This window comes from Sphingobium sp. SA2, from assembly GCF_032227065.1.
Taxonomy (GTDB): Bacteria; Pseudomonadota; Alphaproteobacteria; order Sphingomonadales; family Sphingomonadaceae; genus Sphingobium.
This window is the reverse complement of record NZ_JAPMXX010000006.1, coordinates 2,798,196-2,818,734: the sequence shown is the minus strand read 5'-3', so window position 1 is coordinate 2,818,734 and position 20,539 is coordinate 2,798,196. Positions and strand designations below refer to the sequence as shown.

At 65.6% G+C, this 20,539-nt stretch carries 19 protein-coding genes; 12 read left to right on the top strand and 7 right to left on the bottom strand.

Annotation, left to right across the window (positions count from 1 at the left end; all coding sequences use genetic code 11):
- Nucleotides 1–24: 24 nt before the first annotated feature.
- Nucleotides 25–1,422, bottom strand: a complete 1,398-nt coding sequence (locus OVY48_RS21175; RefSeq protein WP_313924870.1) for a leucyl aminopeptidase family protein — start codon at nucleotides 1,420–1,422, stop codon at nucleotides 25–27.
- A 145-nt stretch (nucleotides 1,423–1,567) separates the two neighbouring features.
- Here OVY48_RS21175 and OVY48_RS21170 point away from each other — a divergent pair, with 145 nt between their 5' ends.
- Together OVY48_RS21170 and OVY48_RS21165 are read left to right on the top strand one after the other, a co-directional pair.
- Nucleotides 1,568–1,768, top strand: a complete 201-nt coding sequence (locus tag OVY48_RS21170; RefSeq protein ID WP_313924338.1) for a hypothetical protein — start codon at nucleotides 1,568–1,570, stop codon at nucleotides 1,766–1,768.
- Entirely contained in the window at nucleotides 1,768–2,595 is an 828-nt protein-coding gene (locus OVY48_RS21165) for a DUF3298 and DUF4163 domain-containing protein (protein WP_313924337.1), read from the top strand. Before OVY48_RS21170 ends, OVY48_RS21165 begins: the two co-directional genes overlap by 1 nt.
- A gap of 100 nt (nucleotides 2,596–2,695) precedes the next feature.
- Here OVY48_RS21165 and rimO read toward each other — a convergent pair whose 3' ends face one another.
- The 5 genes from rimO to serS form a co-directional block, all read right to left on the bottom strand.
- Complete coding sequence (gene rimO / locus OVY48_RS21160; RefSeq protein ID WP_313924868.1) at nucleotides 2,696–4,078, bottom strand: 30S ribosomal protein S12 methylthiotransferase RimO; 1,383 nt, start codon at nucleotides 4,076–4,078, stop codon at nucleotides 2,696–2,698.
- Nucleotides 4,079–4,124: 46 nt separating this feature from the next.
- Nucleotides 4,125–5,171: a potassium channel family protein gene (locus tag OVY48_RS21155; protein WP_313924336.1), complete on the bottom strand. Its 1,047-nt coding sequence runs from the start codon at nucleotides 5,169–5,171 to the stop codon at nucleotides 4,125–4,127.
- The gene (locus OVY48_RS21150) at nucleotides 5,168–6,199 is read right to left on the bottom strand and encodes a M23 family metallopeptidase (RefSeq protein WP_313924335.1); all 1,032 of its coding nucleotides are present in this window, start codon (nucleotides 6,197–6,199) and stop codon (nucleotides 5,168–5,170) included. Before OVY48_RS21150 ends, OVY48_RS21155 begins: the two co-directional genes overlap by 4 nt.
- A gap of 47 nt (nucleotides 6,200–6,246) precedes the next feature.
- Nucleotides 6,247–7,011, bottom strand: a complete 765-nt coding sequence (gene surE, locus OVY48_RS21145) for a 5'/3'-nucleotidase SurE (protein ID WP_313924334.1) — start codon at nucleotides 7,009–7,011, stop codon at nucleotides 6,247–6,249.
- Nucleotides 7,012–7,116: 105 nt separating this feature from the next.
- Nucleotides 7,117–8,523 carry a serine--tRNA ligase gene (gene serS / locus OVY48_RS21140; RefSeq protein ID WP_313924333.1) on the bottom strand — a complete coding sequence of 469 codons (1,407 nt, stop codon included), beginning with the start codon at nucleotides 8,521–8,523 and terminating at the stop codon, nucleotides 7,117–7,119.
- Between the two features lie 95 nt (nucleotides 8,524–8,618).
- On the opposite strand from serS, the gene OVY48_RS21135 reads away from it, so the two are divergent.
- From OVY48_RS21135 to OVY48_RS21115, 5 genes are all read left to right on the top strand, one after another.
- Complete coding sequence (locus tag OVY48_RS21135; protein ID WP_037479872.1) at nucleotides 8,619–9,059, top strand: host attachment family protein; 441 nt, start codon at nucleotides 8,619–8,621, stop codon at nucleotides 9,057–9,059.
- Nucleotides 9,060–9,159: 100 nt separating this feature from the next.
- Nucleotides 9,160–9,432: a hypothetical protein gene (locus OVY48_RS21130; protein WP_313924332.1), complete on the top strand. Its 273-nt coding sequence runs from the start codon at nucleotides 9,160–9,162 to the stop codon at nucleotides 9,430–9,432.
- Between the two features lie 6 nt (nucleotides 9,433–9,438).
- Nucleotides 9,439–10,008 carry a hypothetical protein gene (locus tag OVY48_RS21125; protein WP_313924331.1) on the top strand — a complete coding sequence of 190 codons (570 nt, stop codon included), beginning with the start codon at nucleotides 9,439–9,441 and terminating at the stop codon, nucleotides 10,006–10,008.
- Between the two features lie 538 nt (nucleotides 10,009–10,546).
- On the top strand, nucleotides 10,547–11,011 hold the full coding sequence (dksA, locus tag OVY48_RS21120) for an RNA polymerase-binding protein DksA (RefSeq protein ID WP_069064824.1): 465 nt from the start codon (nucleotides 10,547–10,549) through the stop codon (nucleotides 11,009–11,011).
- 66 nt (nucleotides 11,012–11,077) lie between these two features.
- Nucleotides 11,078–11,443 carry a PilZ domain-containing protein gene (locus OVY48_RS21115; RefSeq protein ID WP_096061976.1) on the top strand — a complete coding sequence of 122 codons (366 nt, stop codon included), beginning with the start codon at nucleotides 11,078–11,080 and terminating at the stop codon, nucleotides 11,441–11,443.
- Nucleotides 11,444–11,611: 168 nt separating this feature from the next.
- On the opposite strand, the gene OVY48_RS21110 is transcribed toward OVY48_RS21115, so the two are convergent.
- A complete protein-coding gene (locus OVY48_RS21110; RefSeq protein WP_069064823.1) occupies nucleotides 11,612–11,770 on the bottom strand; it encodes a YdcH family protein in 159 nt (52 codons plus the stop codon).
- Between the two features lie 189 nt (nucleotides 11,771–11,959).
- On the opposite strand from OVY48_RS21110, the gene OVY48_RS21105 reads away from it, so the two are divergent.
- From OVY48_RS21105 to OVY48_RS21085, 5 genes are all read left to right on the top strand, one after another.
- Complete coding sequence (locus OVY48_RS21105) at nucleotides 11,960–12,139, top strand: YdcH family protein (protein ID WP_043151224.1); 180 nt, start codon at nucleotides 11,960–11,962, stop codon at nucleotides 12,137–12,139.
- Between the two features lie 110 nt (nucleotides 12,140–12,249).
- Nucleotides 12,250–12,729 carry a DUF1465 family protein gene (locus OVY48_RS21100; RefSeq protein ID WP_313924330.1) on the top strand — a complete coding sequence of 160 codons (480 nt, stop codon included), beginning with the start codon at nucleotides 12,250–12,252 and terminating at the stop codon, nucleotides 12,727–12,729.
- Between the two features lie 110 nt (nucleotides 12,730–12,839).
- Complete coding sequence (locus OVY48_RS21095) at nucleotides 12,840–14,906, top strand: autotransporter assembly complex family protein (RefSeq protein ID WP_313924329.1); 2,067 nt, start codon at nucleotides 12,840–12,842, stop codon at nucleotides 14,904–14,906.
- Complete coding sequence (locus tag OVY48_RS21090; RefSeq protein ID WP_313924328.1) at nucleotides 14,906–19,093, top strand: translocation/assembly module TamB domain-containing protein; 4,188 nt, start codon at nucleotides 14,906–14,908, stop codon at nucleotides 19,091–19,093. Before OVY48_RS21095 ends, OVY48_RS21090 begins: the two co-directional genes overlap by 1 nt.
- A 3-nt stretch (nucleotides 19,094–19,096) precedes the next feature.
- Nucleotides 19,097–20,488: an L-serine ammonia-lyase gene (locus OVY48_RS21085; RefSeq protein ID WP_313924327.1), complete on the top strand. Its 1,392-nt coding sequence runs from the start codon at nucleotides 19,097–19,099 to the stop codon at nucleotides 20,486–20,488.
- The last annotated feature ends 51 nt before the right edge of the window (nucleotides 20,489–20,539 follow it).

The window sequence follows — 20,539 nt, the reverse complement described above, 5'->3', positions numbered from 1 at the left end:
AACGGTCCTGCGGAATGTGACGCTTTACTTAGCGGGCTGGTAACGCTGCTGTAACAGCTTGAACGCGGCGCGCAGCCCCAGAGCTTCGCCGCCTTTGGGACGACCGGGCTTGGTCGATGGCCGCCAGGCGAAGGTATCGAGATGCAGCCAGGGCGTATCGTCGGGCACGAAGCGTTGCAGGAACAGAGCGGCGGTGATCGCGCCGGCAAAGCCGCCTTCGCCCGCATTGTTGATATCGGCGATGTCGGACTTCAACATGTCGGCATAGCCCTCCCATAAGGGCAGCCGCCAGGTCGGATCATCCACGTCGGTCCCCGCCTGCGCCATATCGGCGGCCAGCCGGTCGTCGTTGGCGAACAGGGCGGGCAGGTCCGGCCCGACCGCGACTCGCGCCGCGCCGGTCAGCGTCGCAAAATCGACGATCAGTTCGGGCTTCTCCTCCGCCGCGCGGGCCAGCGCGTCGCCCAGCACCAGCCGCCCTTCGGCATCGGTATTGCCGATCTCGACCGTCAGCCCCTTGCGGCTGCGCAATATGTCGCCGGGACGGAAAGCATTGCCGCTGATCGCATTTTCCGCCGCCGGGATCAGCAGGTGCAACCGCACCGGCAACCGCGCCGCCATGATGAGCTGCGCCAGCGCCAGCGCATGCGCCGCGCCGCCCATATCCTTCTTCATCAGACGCATGCCCGACGAGGGTTTGATGTCCAGGCCACCGCTGTCGAAGCTGATGCCCTTGCCGACGATGGCGATGCGCGGCGCAGCCGGATCGCCCCAATTGAGTTCGATGAGGCGCGGCGCGAAGTGCCGGTCGGCGGCCCGCCCGACGGCGTGAATCATCGGATAGTCATGCGCCAGCGCATCGCCGCGCGTCACCACGACCGTCGCGCCAAAGGGCTTGGCGACCGCTTCCGTCGCCGCTTCCAATTCGGCCGGGCCCATATCGGCAGCGGGTGTGTTCACCAGATCCCGCACGAGTGAGACCGCCCGCGCCAGATCGACCGCTGGCGCGATCCGCGCGACGTCGCTGGTCAGCAATTGGCGCGGCCCGACCGGAACATCCTCGCGGCGGTAACGGTCGAACCGATGCTGCCCCAGCATCCATCCCAGCATCGCCGCACCGGGCGATCCTTCCGCCAGGCGATAGCGCCCTTCGGGCAACGTCTCAGCGAGGCGCGCCAGGCACCAGGGGCCAAGCGCCCCCTTGTCCGCCACCCCGGCCACGACCATCCAGTCGCCGTCCCGCTCGCCCGGCAGGATCGCCGTCTCCTGCGGCTTTGCCCGGAATTTCTGCGCCGCCAGCAGCGCGCGACTCTGTTCCGGGCGGCTCGCCAGCCAAGCATCCAGCGCCTTGGCCTCGACCAGATGGATCGGATGGGCGGGCTGCGCGGTGTCGGCTTTGATGCAGTCGGCAAAATCGGTCATGGCAGGCATGTAAGGGAAAGCGCCGAGCCAAGGGAAGGCGTAATTTATTCGTCGCCCCAACCGCACGGTCGGCCCTTTCTTCCTTTGCACTATCGCGCGCGTGGGCCTAGTTTCGACGGCATAATCACAGCCAAGGAGAGTGACGATGCTTCATGCAGACGATCGTGGCCTACAGGCCCTTCGCGCGCGCGCCTACACGCTCGCGGAAACAGGCCATTTTGAGAATATCCGCGCCGTCGAACAGGCGCTGATCGCCGAGGGCTGGCCCAATGCCGCCCAGGCGCTGGACAGCGAATATGCACGCAAGGCGGTCGGCGAACGCTGCCGCATGGCAAAGGCGCATTGATGCGGCGGGCGCTCGCACCAAGTGGCCTGATCGCGCTGCTGCTGGTTGCAGCCTGCGCCCCGTCGTCCGACGCCCCCGTGGGCAATGCCGCCGAGAATGAAGCGGCCGCCCGCTATGCCGATCGCATGGCGGGCACGCCGCCCCCCGCGCCGCCATCCAAGCCCTTTGCGGTCAAGGAAACGGCGGGTGGCCTGGAATTCGCCTATGCCTATCCCGCGGAAGCCGCCGCCTTCCCTGCGCTGGTCGATAAGTTCGCGCGCGACATGGCCGCGACCAAGGCCGACGCGCTGAAAATGGCGAAGGAAGACAGCGCCAGCGCTAAACAGTCCGGCTATCCCTTCCGCCCGCACAGCTTGGAAACAAGTTGGAGCGTCGCGGCCGACACGCCCCGCTTCCTCGCGCTCCAATCGCAAACCTATGTCTATACCGGCGGCGCGCATGGGATGACCGGCTATGACGCCGTGCTGTGGGACAAGGCGCGCAAACAGGAAAGCAGCGTCAAGGCGCTGATGGCCGCGCCCGCCGCCTTCTCCACCGCGATCCGCGACCGCTTCTGCGCCATACTCGACCAGCAGCGCGCCGAAAAGCGCGGCGCCCCCGTCGTGCGCGGCGATGATGACTTCACCCAATGTATCGATCCGATGGAACAGGTACTGGTGCCGACATCGAAGGACGGCAAGCTGATCGACGGCCTGACCGTGGTGGTCGGCCCCTATAGCGCCGGTCCCTATGCCGAGGGCAGTTATGAAGTGACCCTGCCGGTAGACGCGGCCATGCGCGACGCGATCAAACCGGACTATCGCGATGCCTTCGTGGCGGTAAAATAACCCCGTCATCCCAGCGAAAGCTGGGATCTCTCTATCTTCCTTCTACCACCACAGAAGAAGCGAGATTCCGGCTTTCGCCGGGATGACGGCTATTCATGATCTAAACCGGCACGCCATAAAGATCATGCTCATCGGCATCCTCGATCAGCACGTCGAAAATATCGCCAGCCTTCCGCCCCTCGCCGACATCGCGCAAAAACACATTGCCGTCGATTTCCGGCGCGTCGGCCTGTGACCGGGCAGTGGCACCGATGCTGCCATCCTCTTCGTCCGGTTCGCCGACTTCATCGACGATCACCGGCAGCACGCGCCCGACCTTGGCCGCCAGCTTGGCGGCGCTGATCGCGGCGGTCTTTGCCATGATCCGCTGATAGCGTTCTTCCTTGACCGCTTCCGGCACCGCGCCGGGCAGGGCGTTGGCCGCAGCCCCCTCGACCGGTTCGAAGCGGAACGCGCCGACGCGGTCGAGTTGCGCCTCGTCCAGCCAGTCGAGCAGATATTGAAAATCGGCTTCGGTCTCGCCCGGAAAGCCCACGACGAAGCTCGACCGGATCGTGATGTCGGGGCAGATGGCGCGCCATTTATGGATGCGGTCCAGCACCTTGGCTTCATTGGCCGGGCGCTTCATCGCCTTCAGCACCGACGGCGATGCGTGCTGGAACGGAATGTCGAGATAGGGCGTCAGCAGCCCCTGCGCCATCAACGGAATGACCTGATCGACATGCGGATAGGGATAGACATAGTGCAGCCGGACCCAGGGCGCTTTGCCGTCCGCGTCGCGCAACTGCCCCAGTTCGCGCGCCATGTCGGTCATATGCGCGCGCACCTCGCGGCCCTTCCACTGGCGCGGCTCATGCCGGGTGTCGACGCCATAGGCCGACGTATCCTGACTGATGACCAGCAATTCCTTGGTCCCCGCCGACACCAGCTTTTCCGCCTCGCGCAGCACCGCGTCGATCCGCCGCGATACCAGATCGCCCCGGATCGAGGGAATGATGCAGAAGGAGCAGCGATGGTTGCAGCCCTCCGAAATCTTCAAATAGCTGTAATGGCGCGGCGTCAGTTTGAGGCCACCTTCGGGCACCAGGTCGACAAAGGCGTTGGGGATCGGCGGCGATGCATCATGCACCGCATTGACCACCTGCTCATATTGATGCGCGCCGGTGACGGCCAGCACCTGCGGGAATTTCGCCCGGATCAGATCCGCCTCGTCGCCCATGCAGCCGGTGACGATGACGCGGCCATTTTCGGCCATCGCCTCGCCGATCGCCTCCAGCGATTCTTCCTTCGCCGAATCGAGAAAGCCGCAGGTGTTGACCAGCACGACATCGGCCCCGGCATAATCCGCCGACATCTGATAGCCGTCCGACCGCAGCTTGGTGAGGATGCGTTCGGAGTCGACCAGGTTTTTCGGACAGCCGAGCGAAACCATGCCGATCTTCGGCGCGTCAGGAAATTTGGTTGCCATGATGGTCGCGCACATAGGGATTTGTGCGCCAAATGTCACGCGCCGCCATCGACCTGCCGGGTTACGCCCGGTCCTGGCCGTCGCCCTCGGCGATTTCGATGATCAGGTCACCACTTTGCAGGCTCTTGGCCTCCGGCTCCCAAAAGCCGATCGGCCGGTCGTCGCGATAGATGCGCACGCCAAGGCCGGTGGTAACGGCGGAGAGCGGCTTGCCGATTTCCTCCGGGAACACCGGTCGTTCGTTCAACCGCACGCGCCCGCCCGATGCCGCCAGATCGGCCATATAATCGGCGATATGCTTGCCGCTGGTGCTGCCCGCCATCAACAGTCCGGCAAAGCTGACCGGATTGATGACGGTGGTCGCGCCAGCCTGACGCGCGGGCAATTCATTATCCTCGTTGCGCACCACGATGCTGATCGGAATGCGCGGGGCCAGATGCCGCGCGGTCAAAGTGATCAGGATCGACGTATCGTCGCGCCCGGCCGACACGATCATGCTGCGCGCCCGGTGGATCGCCACATCCTTCAACACGCTGTCGCGGGTCGAATCGCCGCACAACACATTGCACCCCTTGGATTCGGCCAGTTCCAGCGCCTTGTCGCTGCCGTCGATCACCACGATCTCGCGCGGGTTGGTGCCGCGCGCCAGCAATTCGCGCACCGCTTCCTGCCCGCTGGTGCCGAAACCGGTGACGACGATATGATTGTGCAGATCGGCCTGAATACGTGCCATGCGCCACCTGTAGAGGATATTGCGGAGGAAGAGATTATAGGCCGTGCCCAGAAAGATGAGCCAGACGAACAGTCGGATCGGCGTAACGAACAAGGCTTCGAACAGCCGCGCTTCGGGCGTGACCGGGACGATGTCGCCATAGCCAACGGTCGTCACGGTGACCGTCGTGAAATACAGCACGTCGATGAAGCTGATATGATCGTCGAGATTGTCCTTCAACCCATCGCGGCCGATCCAGTGCAGCCCCAACACCAGCGTGATCAGCCCGAACACCAGCCCGACGCGCCAGCTGATATCGACCCACATCGGCATCGACGAACGCCGCCGCAGGAAACCCTCGGTACTGGGGGAGGTGGCGCGGGGCTTGACGTTCATGGCGTCGGCAACTGGGTGAGGGGGTTCACGGGCACCCGGTCCTTGCGCAGTTCGAAATGCAGCTTGGGCTGGCTGGCATAGCCGGTATCGCCGGTCAGGCCGATCACCTGGCCGCGCGTCACCTTCTGCCCGCGCATCACATCGACGCGCGACGCATGGCCATAGGCGCTGACCCAGCCGCTGCCATGGTTGATCAGCACCAGCCCACCGAACACTGCCACCTTGTCCCCGGCATAGGCGACCACGCCATCGGCGCTGGCCTTGATCGGGGTGCCATCGGCCACGCCGATGTCGATACCGTTATTCTTCGCGCCGCTGGCACCGGGGCCGAAGCGCGAGACGATGCTGCCCTTGACCGGCCAGGCGAAGCGGCCGGTCAGGCGGCTCGGCTGGGCGATCGGCACATTGCTCGGCAGCGGGCGGGGCGCGGCCGACGCCACCGCCACCGGCGCATTCTCCGCTGCCGCCGGCTGGCCCCCGGTCAGCACGTCATCGATGTCGATGCGAAAGGCGGCGGCGCGCTGCTCCAGGTCGGGCGCGCTTGCAGGCGTATTGCCGGGCAGCAGCAGGCGGCGTCCCCGCCGCAGCATATAGGGCTCTTCCAGCCCGTTCACCGCCACTATCTGGTTCCATGGCACGCCATAGGCAGCGGCGATCGCGATCCCCGTTTCGCCCTCCGCCACCAGATGATAGCGGCCGCCGGGAATGGACAGGGCCTGCCCTGCGCGCAGGGCGAAGGGCGGGGTCAGCCCATTGACCCGCGCGATCATTTCCGACCCCGCGCCGGTGCGGTTGCCGATGCCGCGCAGCGTATCGCCCGGCTGCACGACATAGCGCGATGCCGCGACCGTCTGCGCATTGGCGACCACTTGCTGCGCGGTCCATACCGGTTCCGGCTCGACCAGTTCCACGCTCGATGCATCGGCGTCCAGTCGCGGCGGCGGCGTGTCGCCGCCCGTGCGGGTGCTTTCGGTCGGGATGCAGCCGCTCAGCAGCAGGAGGATAAAAGGTAAGCGCGCGCGAGACATCGACGCCTGTCTATCGCAATCGTGCGAACTTGCCACCCCCTGCGCTGTCAGGCGGAAAAGGCAGCCGCCGTCACCACCATGGCGCTGTCCTGCGTCAGGTCATAGTGCAGCGGCGTGACCGTGATATAACCCTCCGCGATCGCCGCCAGGTCGCTGCCTTCGGGCACCGCGTCGCTGCTGCCCAGCGAGAACCAATAATAGCGATAGCCGCGCGGGTCGGTGCCCTCGACGATCTTCGTGCGATCGACATCGTGAAAGCCCTGCCGCACCACGCGGATGCCCTTGACCGCGTCGGGGTCGATCGCCGGGAAATTGACGTTGAACAACATGCGCGGGGTCACGGGCAGCGCGATCAGCGGGCGCAGCACCCTCTCGCCCCAGGCTTCCGCCGCAGCGAAGGGCACATCGTCGCCCATCCCCGATCGGGCATAGACCTGGCTCAGCGCGATGGATCGGATGCCCGAAATCGTGCCCTCCATCGCGGCGGCGACCGTGCCCGAATAGGTCACATCCTCGGCCAGATTGGCCCCGCGATTGACGCCCGACAATATGAGGTCGGGCTTGGCATCCTTCATCAGATGTCCGACCGCCATCATCACCGCATCGGTCGGGGTGCCGGTGACGCTATAATGTTTCTCGCCATGTTGGCGGATGCGCAGCGGCCGGGTCAGCGTCAGGCTATGCCCGGCCCCCGACTGCTCCTCGCTCGGCGCGACGATCCAGATATCGTCGGACAGGGTGCGCGCGATTGCCTCCAACACCTTGAGGCCGGGCGCATGCACGCCATCATCATTGGTCAAGAGAATGCGCAAATCAATTCCTCCCCGGCACGGGGAGGGGGACCGCGCCCGAAGGGCGTGGTGGAGGGGGATTGCCCCAAGCACAGCGCCCGCGGCCCGCCGCCTTGCTAGGCAAGGTCATTTGCGCGGCTCCAACACCGTCACCCCACCCATATACGGCACCAACACCTCCGGCACGATCACGCTGCCATCGGCCTGCTGATAATTTTCCAGCACCGCCACCAGCGTCCGCCCGACCGCCAGCCCCGAACCGTTCAGCGTATGCAGGAAGCGCGTCTGCTTCTCACCCTCCGGCTTGTAGCGCGCATTCATGCGCCGCGCCTGAAAGTCGCCGCAGTTGGAGACGGAACTGATCTCGCGATAGGTTTTCTGGCTCGGCAGCCACACTTCCAGATCCCATGTCTTGCGCGCGCCAAAGCCCATGTCGCCGGTGCAGAGCAGCATCTTGCGATAGGGCAGGGCGAGCGCCTGCAATATTCCTTCGGCCGCCGCGCACATGCGGTCATGCTCGGCTGGCGACTCGTCGGGCGCGCAGATGGTGACCAGTTCGACCTTCTCGAACTGATGCTGGCGAATGAACCCGCGCGTATCGCGCCCCGCAGACCCGGCTTCGGAACGGAAACAGGGGGTCAGCGCGGTCAGCCGCACCGGCAGGTCAGCCAGCGGTACGATCTGATCGGCCACCAGATTGGTGAGCGAGACTTCGGCGGTAGGGATCAGCCAGAGGCGTTCGTTAATTGTAGGTAACTGTTCTGCCCACTTCATGGCCATGTCTTGGATAACAGCCTGTCCAGGCGTATTGTCCTTTATAACCCTACTTAATGCTCCGAACGTTTCGCGAAATTGCAAAATGGCTCGACTCGTTGCAAAAAGGTCTTCGGCGAACTTCGGCAATTGCCCGGTGCCGAACAGCGCTTCATCCCGCACCAGCAACGGCGGGTTGGTTTCCTCATAGCCGTTCACGCCGGTCTGCGTATCCAGCATAAACTGCGCCAACGCCCGATGCAGCCGCGCCATCTGCCCGCGCAGCGCGGTAAAGCGCGCCCCCGACAGCTTCGCACCGCCCTCGAAATCCAGCCCCAGCGCCGGGCCGAAATCCGCATGGTCCTGCGGCGCAAAGTCAAAGTCGCGCGGCGTGCCCCAGCGACTTACCTCGACATTGGCGTCCTCATCCGCTCCCTCCGGCACATCGTCGGCGGGCAGGTTGGGGATCGCCGCCAGCATCGCCGTCAGCGCATCGCCCAGTTCGCGCTCCTGCGCCTCCAATGCGGGCGTGCCATCCTTGAGCGCCGCCACTTCGGTTTTCAGCGCCTCGGCCTTGTCCTTGTCGCCAGCCGCCATGGCCTGGCCGATCAGCTTGCTCGCCTCGTTGCGGCGGGCTTGCCCGACCTGCAACTGCGTCTTGATCGCCCGGCTCTGCTCATCGAGCGCCAATATCTGCGCGGACAGGGGGGCGGCTCCGCGCCGGGCAAGGCCAGCGTCGAAAGCGGCGGGATTTTCGCGGATGAAACGGATGTCATGCATGGCCAGTCCTATGCCGCCCTGCGATCGGCCACGCAACCCTGCGCGCTGTCATCCGTTACAGGTCTATCCCCTGAAAAAGAGAGAAGGAAAAGGCGATGCAAATAGATCCAGGCGCACTTGTGCTGGTAGCCGACGGCCGCAAGATGTTGTTTTTCCGAAACAAGGGCGATGCCGCCATCCCCAATTTGGAAACGGAACAGGTCGAAAAGCAGGATAACCCCGCCGATCGCGATCAGGGCACCGATACGCCCGGCCGCGCCTTCAACTCGGTCGGCGGTCATCGCAGCGCCATGTCGGAAACCAATTTCCACGATCTGGAGGAAGACCGGTTCGCCGCGCAGGCCGCCGACATCCTCAAGCATCGCGCCTTTGCCAACGACTATGAAAAGCTGATCATCGTCGCACCGCCCGGCACGCTGGGAGAAATGCGCAAACATTATCACAAGGAAGTGCAGGACCGCTTGGCCGGCGAGATCGCCAAGGATCTGGTCAACCATCCGATCGCCGACATCGAAAAGATCATCGCGGACAATTGATCCGGCGCTGACGGCACACATACGAAAAGGGCGGCCTCCGATACCGGAAGCCGCCCTTTTTCGTGACCTGTGTCGAAAGCGTCAGGCCGCGACCTGCGCCTTGCGATCGGCAAAGCGACGACGGGCGACCAGCGCGACGGCGGCCGCGCCGAACAGCAGCACCATCGGCGGGGCGGGGACATCGGTGCCACCCGTGCTGCTCGAACCACCGCTGGACGAGGAACTGCTCGACGACGCGCTGCTCGATGATGTCGAGGACGACGTGCTGCCGGTGCTGCCAAAGCTGGACGAGCCACCGGACGACGAGGATGAGGAACTGCCCGACGAGGAACTGCTCGAAGACCCGCTGCTGCCGCCCGTCGAACCGGGATGATCCGGCTTGTCGGGCTTGCCGCCGCTCGATCCACCCGAACTGCTGGAGGAGGAGCTGGACGAAGAGGACGACGAGCTGGAACTGGACGAGGACGAACTGCTGCTGACGCCCGACGATGTCGATACGTTACCGCTCGATGTGGACACGTTGCCGCTGGATGTCGACACGCCACCGGTCGAGGTCGAAACGCCCCCGGTCGATGTGGACACGCCGCCTGTGGATGTCGAAACGCCGCCGGTAGACGTGGACACGCCGCCGGTCGTCGAACTGGTCGAACTGCTGATGCCGCCGGTCGAGCTGCTGGTCGAGGAGATCACGACCGAACCCCCGCCGCTGCCGCCACCGCCGCCACCGAAGAAGCCGCCCATGAAACCGCCGCCGCCAAATCCGCCGCCGCCGCCCATGACGATCGGCACGGCACCGCCGCCGCCCGACATCATCGGCATTTCTGCCGGTGCCATCGGGATGGGAGCGGGCAGGGGGATGGGCGCCTGCTGGCTGGTGACGGTCACCGTCTGGGGCGCGCAGGTCATGGCGGTCTTCACCACCTTGCGCTTCACCGTCCGCACGGCATAGCGCTTCTTGGGCGCAGCCTTGGTGCTTTTGGAGCTATGGACCACTGCCGGGCGCGCGCTTTCGGCCACATGGACGGCACCGCCGCCAATGATCGCGCCGCCGCAGGTGCAGGCGCATAATTTAGCCAATGCCATCCGTACCGACATAGGTTCCACTCTTCTTTTATGTTACCTTGCCGCCCGCTACCGGCAAATCCGGAAAACAGGCTGGCGGGTATTCCCTATCCGCAACAACGCAAAATAAAGCGTTAACTGCAACGGCGTTAACCCTCAATAGCAGTCGCCTGTCGAGCGGTAATCCATATTTTTGCGAAGCGATATGGTTAACGTCCCACTATGGAACGGCGCTTGAGGGATGGGTAAAGAGCGAGGCGGGAACGCCCTCCGTCCGCCCATGGGCAAAAATCCGCCCTCCCGCATGCGAGTCTCTGGAATGGCCGCTTGTGTCGCTGCCAGCCGATGGCTATGAGCGCCCCCACTGCATTATCACGGGCGATCGGTCGTTCAAACGCCGGGGCCTTGCGAGTCGGAGAGCCAACATGGCATCGGTCCTAAATTCCGATAAAGACGGTGAAAAACCGCCAAAATCGACTGTAACGCTTCCCGCCGACTATCGTCCTTCGCCCGACGAAGAGTTTATGAATCCACTCCAGCTGGAATATTTCCGCCAGCGACTGTGGAGTTGGAAGAAGCAGATTTTGGCCGATTCCGAAGGCACGCTCGCCGTCCTTCAGAACGAACCGCTCCGCGAACCCGACCTCAACGACCGCGCATCGAGCGAGACCGACTGGTCGATCGAACTGCGCACCCGCGACCGCCAGCGCAAGCTCATTTCGAAGATCGAAGCCGCGCTCCGCCGGATCGACGATGGCGAATATGGTTACTGCGAAGTCACGGGCGAACCGATCTCGCTGGGTCGTCTGGAAGCGCGGCCGATCGCGACGATGACGGTCGAAGCGCAGGAACGGCATGAACGCCACGAAAAAATCTCCCGCGACGATTAACGGTTTTTCCATCCCTCGCGCGTAGACATTTGGCATTCTACTGACATTTTACGCGCAGGTTGGATGATGAACGACGAACGGAATATCGCTGATCGGGGGCCGGCACGCACAGCGCCGCGCGACAGCCTGTTCCTGCTCACCAGCTTCGCCACGCCCGAAGGGGCGCCGCTGGGCAAGGCCCGCATCCGCAATCTCTCCGCCACCGGCCTGATGGCCGATTGCGAGCGCGCCATACCGGCAGATGCCCGGGTCGAATTTGAATTGCGCGGCGTCGGCAAGGTCAGCGGCGTGGTCGCCTGGTCGCGCGACGACAAGATCGGTATCGCCTTCGACGCGCCGATCGATCCGCAACTGGCACGCAAGCCCGTATCGACCAGCAATCAGCAGGGGCTGCCCGACTATCTGCGCACCAACCCGCTGCTGCGCCGTTGACGTCCCCGCGCCCCACGGCGCGCCTCCCAATCGCATAAAATAGCCCCGATCATCCTCATGGATGCGGGGCGTTTTGCTTTTCGGGGTCTTGAATGCAGGCCTGGGGTGAGGTCGGATCGGCAGTCGGACGCTGCCGGATCCTGACCTCCTCCCTGGCGAAGATGCGGCTTAATGCTTGGCCGACATCTCCTCCTTCAGCCGCAATTTCTGCTTTTTGAGCGAAGCCACCAACGTGGCGTCGGGCATGGGCCGACTCGTTTCGGCCTTGATTCGGGCATCAAGGCCGGCATGCTTTGCCGAAAGAGCGGAAATATGGCTGTTCTCCATGACATTCTCCTTACGAGGGGTGATGGACGTAGAAGTAAATCATGATTCGTCCGCCTTGTCTCGCGTCGATTCGGGCTTTGCGATGGTCGCGCGAAAATTTGCGATGGCCCGCATGGGCTCGCCCCGCTATCAGTCCACCATCTGCCACGTTTTTGGATGCAAGGGAGCGCCGTGAGCCGGGAAGACATCATGCGCCGACTGGAACTGTTGCGGGTGGAGCATCGCGATCTCGACACGGCCATCGCCGCGCTGGTCGATAGCGGCGGCGGCGACCAGATGCAGATCGCCCGGCTGAAAAAGCGCAAGCTGCGGCTGCGCGACGAAATCGCCCAACTGGAAGACGAACTGGTGCCCGACATCATCGCCTGACCCGGCGATCATGGTTAACGTCGCGCTAACCGATCTTAAATGGGACAGGACGCTAAAACGGGCGCAATGTCGGGCCTGACAAGGTTGCAAATTCATGTCAGTGATCGCCCATGCCCAGTGCAATATCTCTTGATCGCGGCCTGCATCGCGGCCTCGTGGACGGCCTCTATCTCGAAGCCATGCTGATGGCTGACGAGGCGCGATCCTATTTCGACGGCCGTGACGTAGCGGAAGACGGCATGGACGATCCGCTCCGCCGGGTCGCCTTCGCCTGCGAATCGCTCAAGGTGACGACCCGGCTGATGCACATCATCGCCTGGCTGCTCAGCCAGCGCGCCTGGCAACGCGGCGAGATCGGCGATGCGGACCTGTCCGACGAGAAATATCGGCTGGGAAAGGCCAGCGAAAGCGATCCGCTGCTGGTGGCGACCTTCCCCTTCGCCGCGCGCGCGCTGATCGAGGCGAGCCATGATCTGTACGACCGGGTGGCGCGGTTGCAGGATCGGCTCGACCGCATGACCGGTTCGCTCGCCATGTCGATGATCAACCCCGCGCGCGCCTTGCTGGATCGTCTCAACACCGTCTTCTAACGTCGGCCCGATACCAGTCCGGCGCAATTAGCGATAAATAGCGACGAAACCCCGCTTCAACGGCGCTATGGGACTGGCGCTTGGGCCAGCATCTGGTCTAGACCCGCGCCATGACCCATGGTTTGCGGACCCGACGCCGCTTTGCTGGCCGCCCGCAAGCCGCCCGGCTCCTTCTTGCGCCACTGCTGCTCGCCGCCCCGTGCGCTGCGTGGGCGCAGGATGCGTCGCCGCCGCCCTCCGTCCCCGACGGCACCATGTCCGATGTCGATACCCAGCTAGACGCCATGCCCGACATCGGTCTCGACTGGCCGGACATGGGGCAGGCCGATACCGTCGTGCCGCTGCCCGCCGACCCCGCCGATGTGCAGACCGCCGGGCCGGACATGCCTGTCCCCATCGTCGCCCCCGATGCCGAGCCGGAAGAAGCCGTCGCCGCCTTTGCCGAAATCGGCGAGGAACGCCGCTATACCGTCACACTGAACGGCATCGACGCCATCACCGACGCGCAGTTTAAGCTGCGCTTCGATGAACTGTCGGTCCTGCGCCAGGGCGAGAACAAGGCCGCCAACCTCGCGCAGATCAACCGCCGTATCAAGGAAGATAGCGACCTGCTCGACCGGCTGCTGCGCGCCAAGGGCTATTATGCCGCGCGCATCCGCGGTGCCGTCTCCGCCCCGCCCGCGGGCAGCGATCGGCTGGCCGTGCGGTTCGCCATCACGCCCGGCACGCAATATCTGCTCGCCTCGGTGGATGTCGCGGGCCTCGCCGAAACCGCCAGCCGCGAACCGACGCTGCGCGCCGCCTTCCCGCCCAAGGTCGGCGACCCGGTCGATGCCGACAAGATACTCGAAGGGCGCGACGCGCTCGCCACCGCCTTGTCGGAAAGCGGCTATCCCTTCGCCAGGGTGGACGAACCCGAAGTGCGGATCGACCATGAGGAACGGCAGGGCGACCTCGACCTCATCGTCACGCCCGGTGGCTATCGCACCTTCGGCGCGATCCGCCTGAGCAATGCGGAATTGTTCAGCGCCCGCCATGTCCAGAATATCGCCCGCTTCGATCCGGGCGACCCCTATATGGCCTCTGATGTGGAGGATCTGCGCCGCGCCATCGTCGCGACCGGCCTGGTGTCATCGGTGACGTTGAAGCCGACCGACGCAGGCGATGGCGAGCATGTCGACTTGGCGATCGACGTCCGCCCCGCACCGCTGCGCACGATCGCGGGCGAACTGGGCTATGGCACCGGCGAGGGCTATCGCGCCGAAGTCAGTTGGCAGCATCGCAATTTCTTCCCGCCCGAAGGCGCAGTGACGGTGCGCGGGGTCGTCGGCACGCAGGAACAGACCGCCTCCTTCACCTATCGCCGCAATAATTTCCGCCGCCGCGACAATGTGCTGACCGGCCTGCTGTCGGTCAGCAACATCCGACGCGAAGCCTTTGATGCGCGGACCATCACGCTCTCTGGGGCACTGGAGCGGACCACCAACATCCTATTCCAAAAGGACTGGGTCTGGCGCGTCGGCGCGGAACTGATCGCATCGGACGAAGCCGATGCCTTTTCCGGCGGTTCACGCCGCACCTTCCTCATCGGTGCGGTGCCGCTCAGCCTCACCTATGACGGCAGCGACGACCTGCTCAACCCGACCAAGGGCTTTCGCCTCGGCGGCCGGATCAGCCCCGAACTCTCCTTTCAGGACGAAACCTTCGGCTATGCCAAGGTGCAACTCGACGGCAGCCTTTATCAGCCGGTGGGCGAAAAGCTGGTGGTCGCTGCCCGCGCCCGCTTCGGCAGCATCCTTGGCTCGACGGTCGAGCAGATCGCGCCGTCGCGCCGTTTCTACGCAGGCGGCGGCGCATCGGTGCGCGGCTATGGCTATCAGGCGATCGGCCCGCGTTTCGGCGAGGATGACAATCCCGTCGGCGGCAAGAGCCTCGCCGAATTTTCGCTGGAGGCGCGGGTGCGCTTCGGCAATTTCGGCGTCGTGCCCTTCATCGACGCGGGCAATATCTCAACGAGCTTCCTGCCGCGCTTCCGCGACCTGCGCATCGGCACCGGCCTCGGTCTGCGCTATTACAGCAATTTCGGCCCGATCCGCGTCGATGTCGGCACGCCGATCAATCCGCAATCGGGTGATCCCAAGATCGCCGTCTATGTCTCGCTCGGCCAGGCCTTCTGATGACGGACGAAGCTCCCACCGCCCCCATCACCGCCGCGCCGATCCGCCGCCGCGCTTGGGACGGGCGCTGGCAACGCTGGGTCGCGGGGCTGCTCGCCGCGCTACTGCTGATCGTGGCGGGATCGCTCGCCTGGCTCGATACGGGGTCGGGGCATCGCTTCCTCGTGTCGCGCATCGCGACCATCAAGTCCCGGTCCGGCCTGCAGATCAGCGTGGGCCGGATCGACGGCAGCATCTATCGCAAGGCGGTCCTGCATGACCTGGTCCTGTCCGACCCCAATGGCCGCTTCTTCGATGCGCCCAGGGTCGAACTGGAATGGTGGCCCTTTGCCTGGCTGTCCAACCGGCTGGATATCGACCGGCTGGTGATCCCGCGCGCCACCTTGCACAAACTGCCCAAACTCAATCCGACCCAGCGGCAGGGACCGATCCTGCCTGGCTTCGACATTCGCCTGATGCAATTTTCGGTCGGCCAGCTGGCGATCGCGCCCGGCGTCACCGGCCGCGCCCAGACCGCGACGATCGCGGGCGACGCCGATATTCGCGGCGGCCGCGCGATCATCGATCTGGCCGCGCGCACGCTCGATGGCCGCGACGCGCTCAGCATCGCGCTCGACAGCCGCCCCGACGATGATCGCTTCCGCCTCGACGTCACCGTCAACGCGCCCAAGGGCGGCGTGCTGGCGACGATGGCGGGGCTCACACAGGATGGCAATCTGCGCATCGGTGGCAAGGGCAGCTGGACCCGGTGGGACGGCCGCCTGTCCGCCACGCTCGATGCCGCGCCCGCCGCCGACTTCGTTCTTGCGGCGCGCAGCGGTGCCTATTCGGCCCGCGGCACGGTCGAAGGGTCTGCCATTGCCGGGGGCAGCCTGATCCAGCGCCTGTCCTCGCCCCGCCTAACCGTGCGCGCCAATGGCACCCTGGTCGACCGAGTGATCGACGGCACCGCCTCGCTCCGCTCCGCCGCGATCGACCTGAGCGCGGACGGCGCGATCGACCTGCGCAACAATGCGCTCGACAATATGCGGCTCGACCTCACACTCGCCCGCCCCGAAGCCTTGCTCAAGACGATGCGCGGGCGCGATGTCGTGGCGAAGATCCGCCTCGACGGCCCGCTGTCGCAGCTTGGCTATGAATATCTCCTCACCGCGCGCGAACTGACGTTCGACAAGGCCCGCATCAGCGACGTTCGCGCCGAGGGCAAGGGCCGCACGGCTGGGTCCGGCCCGACCTTGATCCCGCTGCGCCTGCGCGCCCGCCGCCTGGACGGGCAGGGCGATCTGGTCGAAGGCATCGTGCGCAATTTCGCGCTCGACGGCGTGCTGCAACTCAACGGGCAGCAGATCGTCAGCAATCCCATGGAGCTGCGCTCCGACAAGCTGCGCGGCAAGCTGACCGTCCTCGCTGATCTCAAGACCGGCCGCTATGATATGGGCCTGGATGGCCAGATCGTCGGCCTCGCGATCCGCGGCTTCGGGGTGGTCGACGTCACCTCCAAATTGCGCGCCATGCCGCGCGCCGATGGCGGCTTTGGCCTCAGCGGCAGTGCAGCGGCGCGGGTGCGGCGGCTCGACAATGATTTCCTGCGCACATTGGGCGGCGGCCTGCCCACGGCGCGCAGCGACCTGACGCTGCGGCCGGATGGCACGCTGGCGCTCACCAACATGCGCCTCGCCGCGCCATTGCTGACGCTGGCGGGCAATGGCGTGCGCTTCCGCGACGGCACGCTCCATCTGGAGGGCAAGGGGCAGCATGATCAATATGGCCCGCTCACCCTGACGCTCGACGGCAATATCGAACGGCCGACGATCGACCTGATGCTCACCCGGCCGATGGATGCGCTTGGCCTGCGCGATGTCCATGCCCACCTCATTCCCGACGCCAATGGCTATAGCTACACGGCGGAGGGCGGATCGACGCTCGGCCCCTTCACCGGGCGCGGCGTCATCCTGCTGCCCCAGGGGGGGCAGGCGGTGGTGCGCGTCGCCAATCTCGCCGTGTCGGGCGTCACCGCCAGCGGCGACATCCGCCCGGTCACCGGCGGCCTCGACGGTCAATTGGCGGTCAGCGGCCCCGTCACCGGCTATGTCGGCTTCAAGCCGGTGGGCGACATCCAGCAAGTCCAGCTCAAACTGACCGCCAACGGTGCCAGTTTCGAAGGGCCGACGATCATCACCGTGCGGCGCGGCACGCTCGACGCAACGATCCTGCTCGATCCGTCGGGCACCACGCTCAAGGCGACGGCGCAGGCGCGCGGGCTGCGCGTCGGCGGCGTGCTGGTCGGTCGCTTCGCCGCCAATGCCGATCTGGTCGATGGGCGCGGCACCATCCGCGGCAGCCTGTCGGGCCAGCGCGGCCGTCTGTTCGAACTACAGGGAGAGGCGCAGGTCGATGCCGACCGCATCCGCGTCACCGCTGGCGGCACCATCGACAAGCGCCCGATCCGGCTGACCCGCTCGGCATTGCTGACCCGCACCGACGATGGCTGGCGCCTGTCGCCGGCGACGATCAGCTATGCAGGCGGGTCGTTACAGCTTTCGGGCGAACTGGGCGCGACCGCCAACCATATCGAAGCGCGCATGGACAAGCTGCCGCTCGGCCTGCTCGATATCGCCTATGACAATCTGGGACTCGGCGGCATCGCAACCGGCTCGCTCAGCTATGCGCAGCCGCGCGGCGGCCTGCCCACCGGCACGGCGGAACTGCGCCTGCGCGGCCTGTCGCGCTCCGGCCTGTCGCTCAGCTCGCGTCCCGTCGATGTCGGCGTCAATGCGGCGCTGGGCGCGGATCGCCTCGCCACCCGCATGGTGTTCGTCGCCGATGGCAAGACGATCGGCCGGGGGCAGGCCTTGCTCACCCCGCTTGGCCGCACGGGCAACCTGGTCGAACGGCTGAACGCCGCACCCCTGTTCGCGCAGCTACGCTATAGCGGCGCGGCCGATACGCTGTGGCGGCTGACCGGGGTGGAGATCGTCGATATGGGCGGGCCGGTCAACGTCTCCGCCGACATGCGCGGGACGCTCGGTGATCCCCGCATCACCGGCACGTTCGCGACCGATAACAGCACGATCAACAGCCCGGTTACCGGTATGCGGTTGGCCAAGGTGAAGGCACGCGGCCGCTTCTCCGGCGCGCAACTCGTCATCTCCAGCTTCGCCGCCGCGTCGCAAAATGGCGGGTCGGTCACCGGCACCGGCCGCTTCACCTTCAACGGCATAGCGGGCGTCGGCATGGACCTGGCGATGCAGGCGGATAATGCCGCGCTGCTGGAGCGCGACGATATCGCCGCGACCGTCACCGGCCCCATCACCCTGCGATCCGATGGCACGGGCGGGACGATCGGCGGCGATGTCATCCTCAACAAGAGCCGCTTCACGCTGGGCCGCGCCGCCGCCGTCGCCGCCATCCCCGAATTGCGCGTCGTTGAAATCAACCGGCGCGGCGAGGAAATCGAAACCGTCCGCACCACCGTCCCCTGGGCGCTGGCAATCAAGGCGCGCGCGCGCAACCGCCTGACCGTCACTGGGCTTGGCCTCGACAGCGAATGGCGCGCAGACCTGGACCTTGGCGGCACCGTCACCAACCCGGCCATTGCCGGGCGCGCGGAGCTGGTGCGCGGCAATTATGAATTTGCCGGCCGCCGCTTCGAGCTGCGCGAAGGCCGCATCCAGTTCGATGGCAAGACGCCCATCAACCCGACGCTCGACATCGACGCCGTCGCCGATGTCAGCGACCTCACCGCCACCATCCATGTCGGCGGCACCGGCCTCAAACCCGACATCACCTTCAACAGCATCCCCGCCTTGCCGCAGGACGAACTGCTCTCGCGCATCCTGTTCGGCACGTCGATCACCAACCTGTCCGCGCCCGAAGCGCTGCAACTTGCCTCGGCGGTCGGCTCGCTACAGGGTGGCGGCGGGCTCGACCCGATCAACGCCGTGCGCAAGGCGGCGGGGCTGGACCGGCTGCGGATCATCGCCGCCGATCCGACCCAGGGGCAGGGGACGTCGATCGCTGCGGGCAAATATCTCACCCGCAAAACCTATGTCGAACTCATCACCGACGGGCAGGGCTATAGCGCCACCCGCATCGAATATCAGGTCACGCGCTGGCTGTCGCTGCTCGGCGCCATCTCGACGCTCGGCCGCCAGAGCGCCAACGTCCGCGTGTCGCGGGATTATTAAGCCATGACCAAGTCCCGCATCGACGCTGCCGCCGCGATCAGCGTGATGGACCTGTTCACCATCGGCATCGGCCCGTCCAGCTCGCACACCGTAGGCCCGATGCGCGCCGCGCGCCTGTTCATGGACTCTCTCCCCGCGCAGCCGGTGCGGGTCTCGTGCGATCTCTACGGCTCGCTGGCACTGACCGGACGCGGCCATGCCACCGACACCGCGATCCTGCTCGGCCTGTCGGGCTACAGCCCCGAAGCGCTCGACCCCGACGCCATCCCTGCCATCCTCGCCGCGATCCGCACTGATGGCCGCATCCGCGCGGGCAGCGCCCATCACCAGTGGATCGCCTTCGAGGAAGCGCGCGACCTCCTCTTCCACATGGGCGAATTTCTCGAAGCCCATAGCAACGGCATGCGCTTCACCGCCTGGCTCGACGGGCAAGGCGAACCGCTGGTGCGCGACTATTATTCGATCGGCGGCGGCGCCGTGCTGCCCGGCGAGCGCGTCGCCGACGACGCCCCGCTCGGCCATAATGTCGTCCAGCCCTATCCTTTCTCGTCTGGCGCGGAGATGCTGGCGCAGGGCGAGGCGACCGGCCTTTCCATCGCCACCCTCGTCCTGCGCAACGAAGGCGCGTGGCGCACCCAGGCGGAAACCGACGCGTTCCTCGACAGCGTGATCGACGCGATGAGCGCCTCGATCGACCGCGGCCTCCAGCAGGAAGGCCTGCTCCCCGGCGGCCTCAAGGTCCGCCGCCGCGCCCGCGCCATTCATCAGCGGCTGCGCCTGCAACAGGACGCGCTTGGCCCGGCGCAGATTTTCGAATGGGTCAGTCTGTTCGCGCTGGCCGTGAATGAGGAAAATGCCGCCGGTGGCCGCGTCGTCACTGCGCCGACCAATGGCGCGGCAGGCGTCATCCCGGCGGTCCTGCATTATTATCGCCGCTTCGTCCCCGGCGCGGATCGCGATGGCGAGCGTCGCTTCCTGCTCACCGCCGCCGCCATCGGCTTCCTCTACAAGAAGCGCGCCTCCATCTCCGCCGCCGAAATGGGGTGCCAGGGCGAAGTCGGCGTCGCCTGCTCCATGGCCGCCGCTGGCCTCGCCGCCGTGCTGGGTGGCACCAACGGCCAGGTCGAAAATGCCGCCGAGATCGGCATGGAACATAATCTCGGCCTCACCTGCGACCCGATCGGCGGCCTCGTCCAGATCCCCTGCATCGAACGCAACACCATGGGCGCGGTCAAGGCGATCAACGCCGCCTATCTCGCGCTCCAGGGCGACGGCCATCATATCGTCAGCCTCGATGCCGTCATCGAAACCATGCGCCAGACCGGTGAGGATATGGCCAGCCGCTACAAGGAAACCTCGCTTGGCGGCTTGGCCGTCAATGTTGTGGAGTGCTGAGGCACTTTCCTTCCGTTCGTCGCTTTGCGCCGTCAAATCTGCGACGAAACG

Bases quoted from the DNA above. Each gene is read 5' to 3' on its own strand.
- OVY48_RS21175 (WP_313924870.1), bottom strand. From the start codon at position 1,422: ATGACCGATTTTGCCGACTGCATCAAAGCCGACACCGCGCAGCCCGCC.
- OVY48_RS21170 (WP_313924338.1), top strand. From the start codon at position 1,568: ATGCTTCATGCAGACGATCGTGGCCTACAGGCCCTTCGCGCGCGCGCC.
- OVY48_RS21165 (WP_313924337.1), top strand. From the start codon at position 1,768: ATGCGGCGGGCGCTCGCACCAAGTGGCCTGATCGCGCTGCTGCTGGTT.
- rimO (WP_313924868.1), bottom strand. From the start codon at position 4,078: ATGTGCGCGACCATCATGGCAACCAAATTTCCTGACGCGCCGAAGATC.
- OVY48_RS21155 (WP_313924336.1), bottom strand. From the start codon at position 5,171: ATGAACGTCAAGCCCCGCGCCACCTCCCCCAGTACCGAGGGTTTCCTG.
- OVY48_RS21150 (WP_313924335.1), bottom strand. From the start codon at position 6,199: ATGTCTCGCGCGCGCTTACCTTTTATCCTCCTGCTGCTGAGCGGCTGC.
- serS (WP_313924333.1), bottom strand. From the start codon at position 8,523: ATGCATGACATCCGTTTCATCCGCGAAAATCCCGCCGCTTTCGACGCT.
- OVY48_RS21135 (WP_037479872.1), top strand. From the start codon at position 8,619: ATGCAAATAGATCCAGGCGCACTTGTGCTGGTAGCCGACGGCCGCAAG.
- dksA (WP_069064824.1), top strand. From the start codon at position 10,547: ATGGCATCGGTCCTAAATTCCGATAAAGACGGTGAAAAACCGCCAAAA.
- OVY48_RS21115 (WP_096061976.1), top strand. From the start codon at position 11,078: ATGAACGACGAACGGAATATCGCTGATCGGGGGCCGGCACGCACAGCG.
- OVY48_RS21110 (WP_069064823.1), bottom strand. From the start codon at position 11,770: ATGGAGAACAGCCATATTTCCGCTCTTTCGGCAAAGCATGCCGGCCTT.
- OVY48_RS21105 (WP_043151224.1), top strand. From the start codon at position 11,960: ATGCGCCGACTGGAACTGTTGCGGGTGGAGCATCGCGATCTCGACACG.
- OVY48_RS21100 (WP_313924330.1), top strand. From the start codon at position 12,250: ATGCCCAGTGCAATATCTCTTGATCGCGGCCTGCATCGCGGCCTCGTG.
- OVY48_RS21095 (WP_313924329.1), top strand. From the start codon at position 12,840: ATGACCCATGGTTTGCGGACCCGACGCCGCTTTGCTGGCCGCCCGCAA.
- OVY48_RS21090 (WP_313924328.1), top strand. From the start codon at position 14,906: ATGACGGACGAAGCTCCCACCGCCCCCATCACCGCCGCGCCGATCCGC.
- OVY48_RS21085 (WP_313924327.1), top strand. From the start codon at position 19,097: ATGACCAAGTCCCGCATCGACGCTGCCGCCGCGATCAGCGTGATGGAC.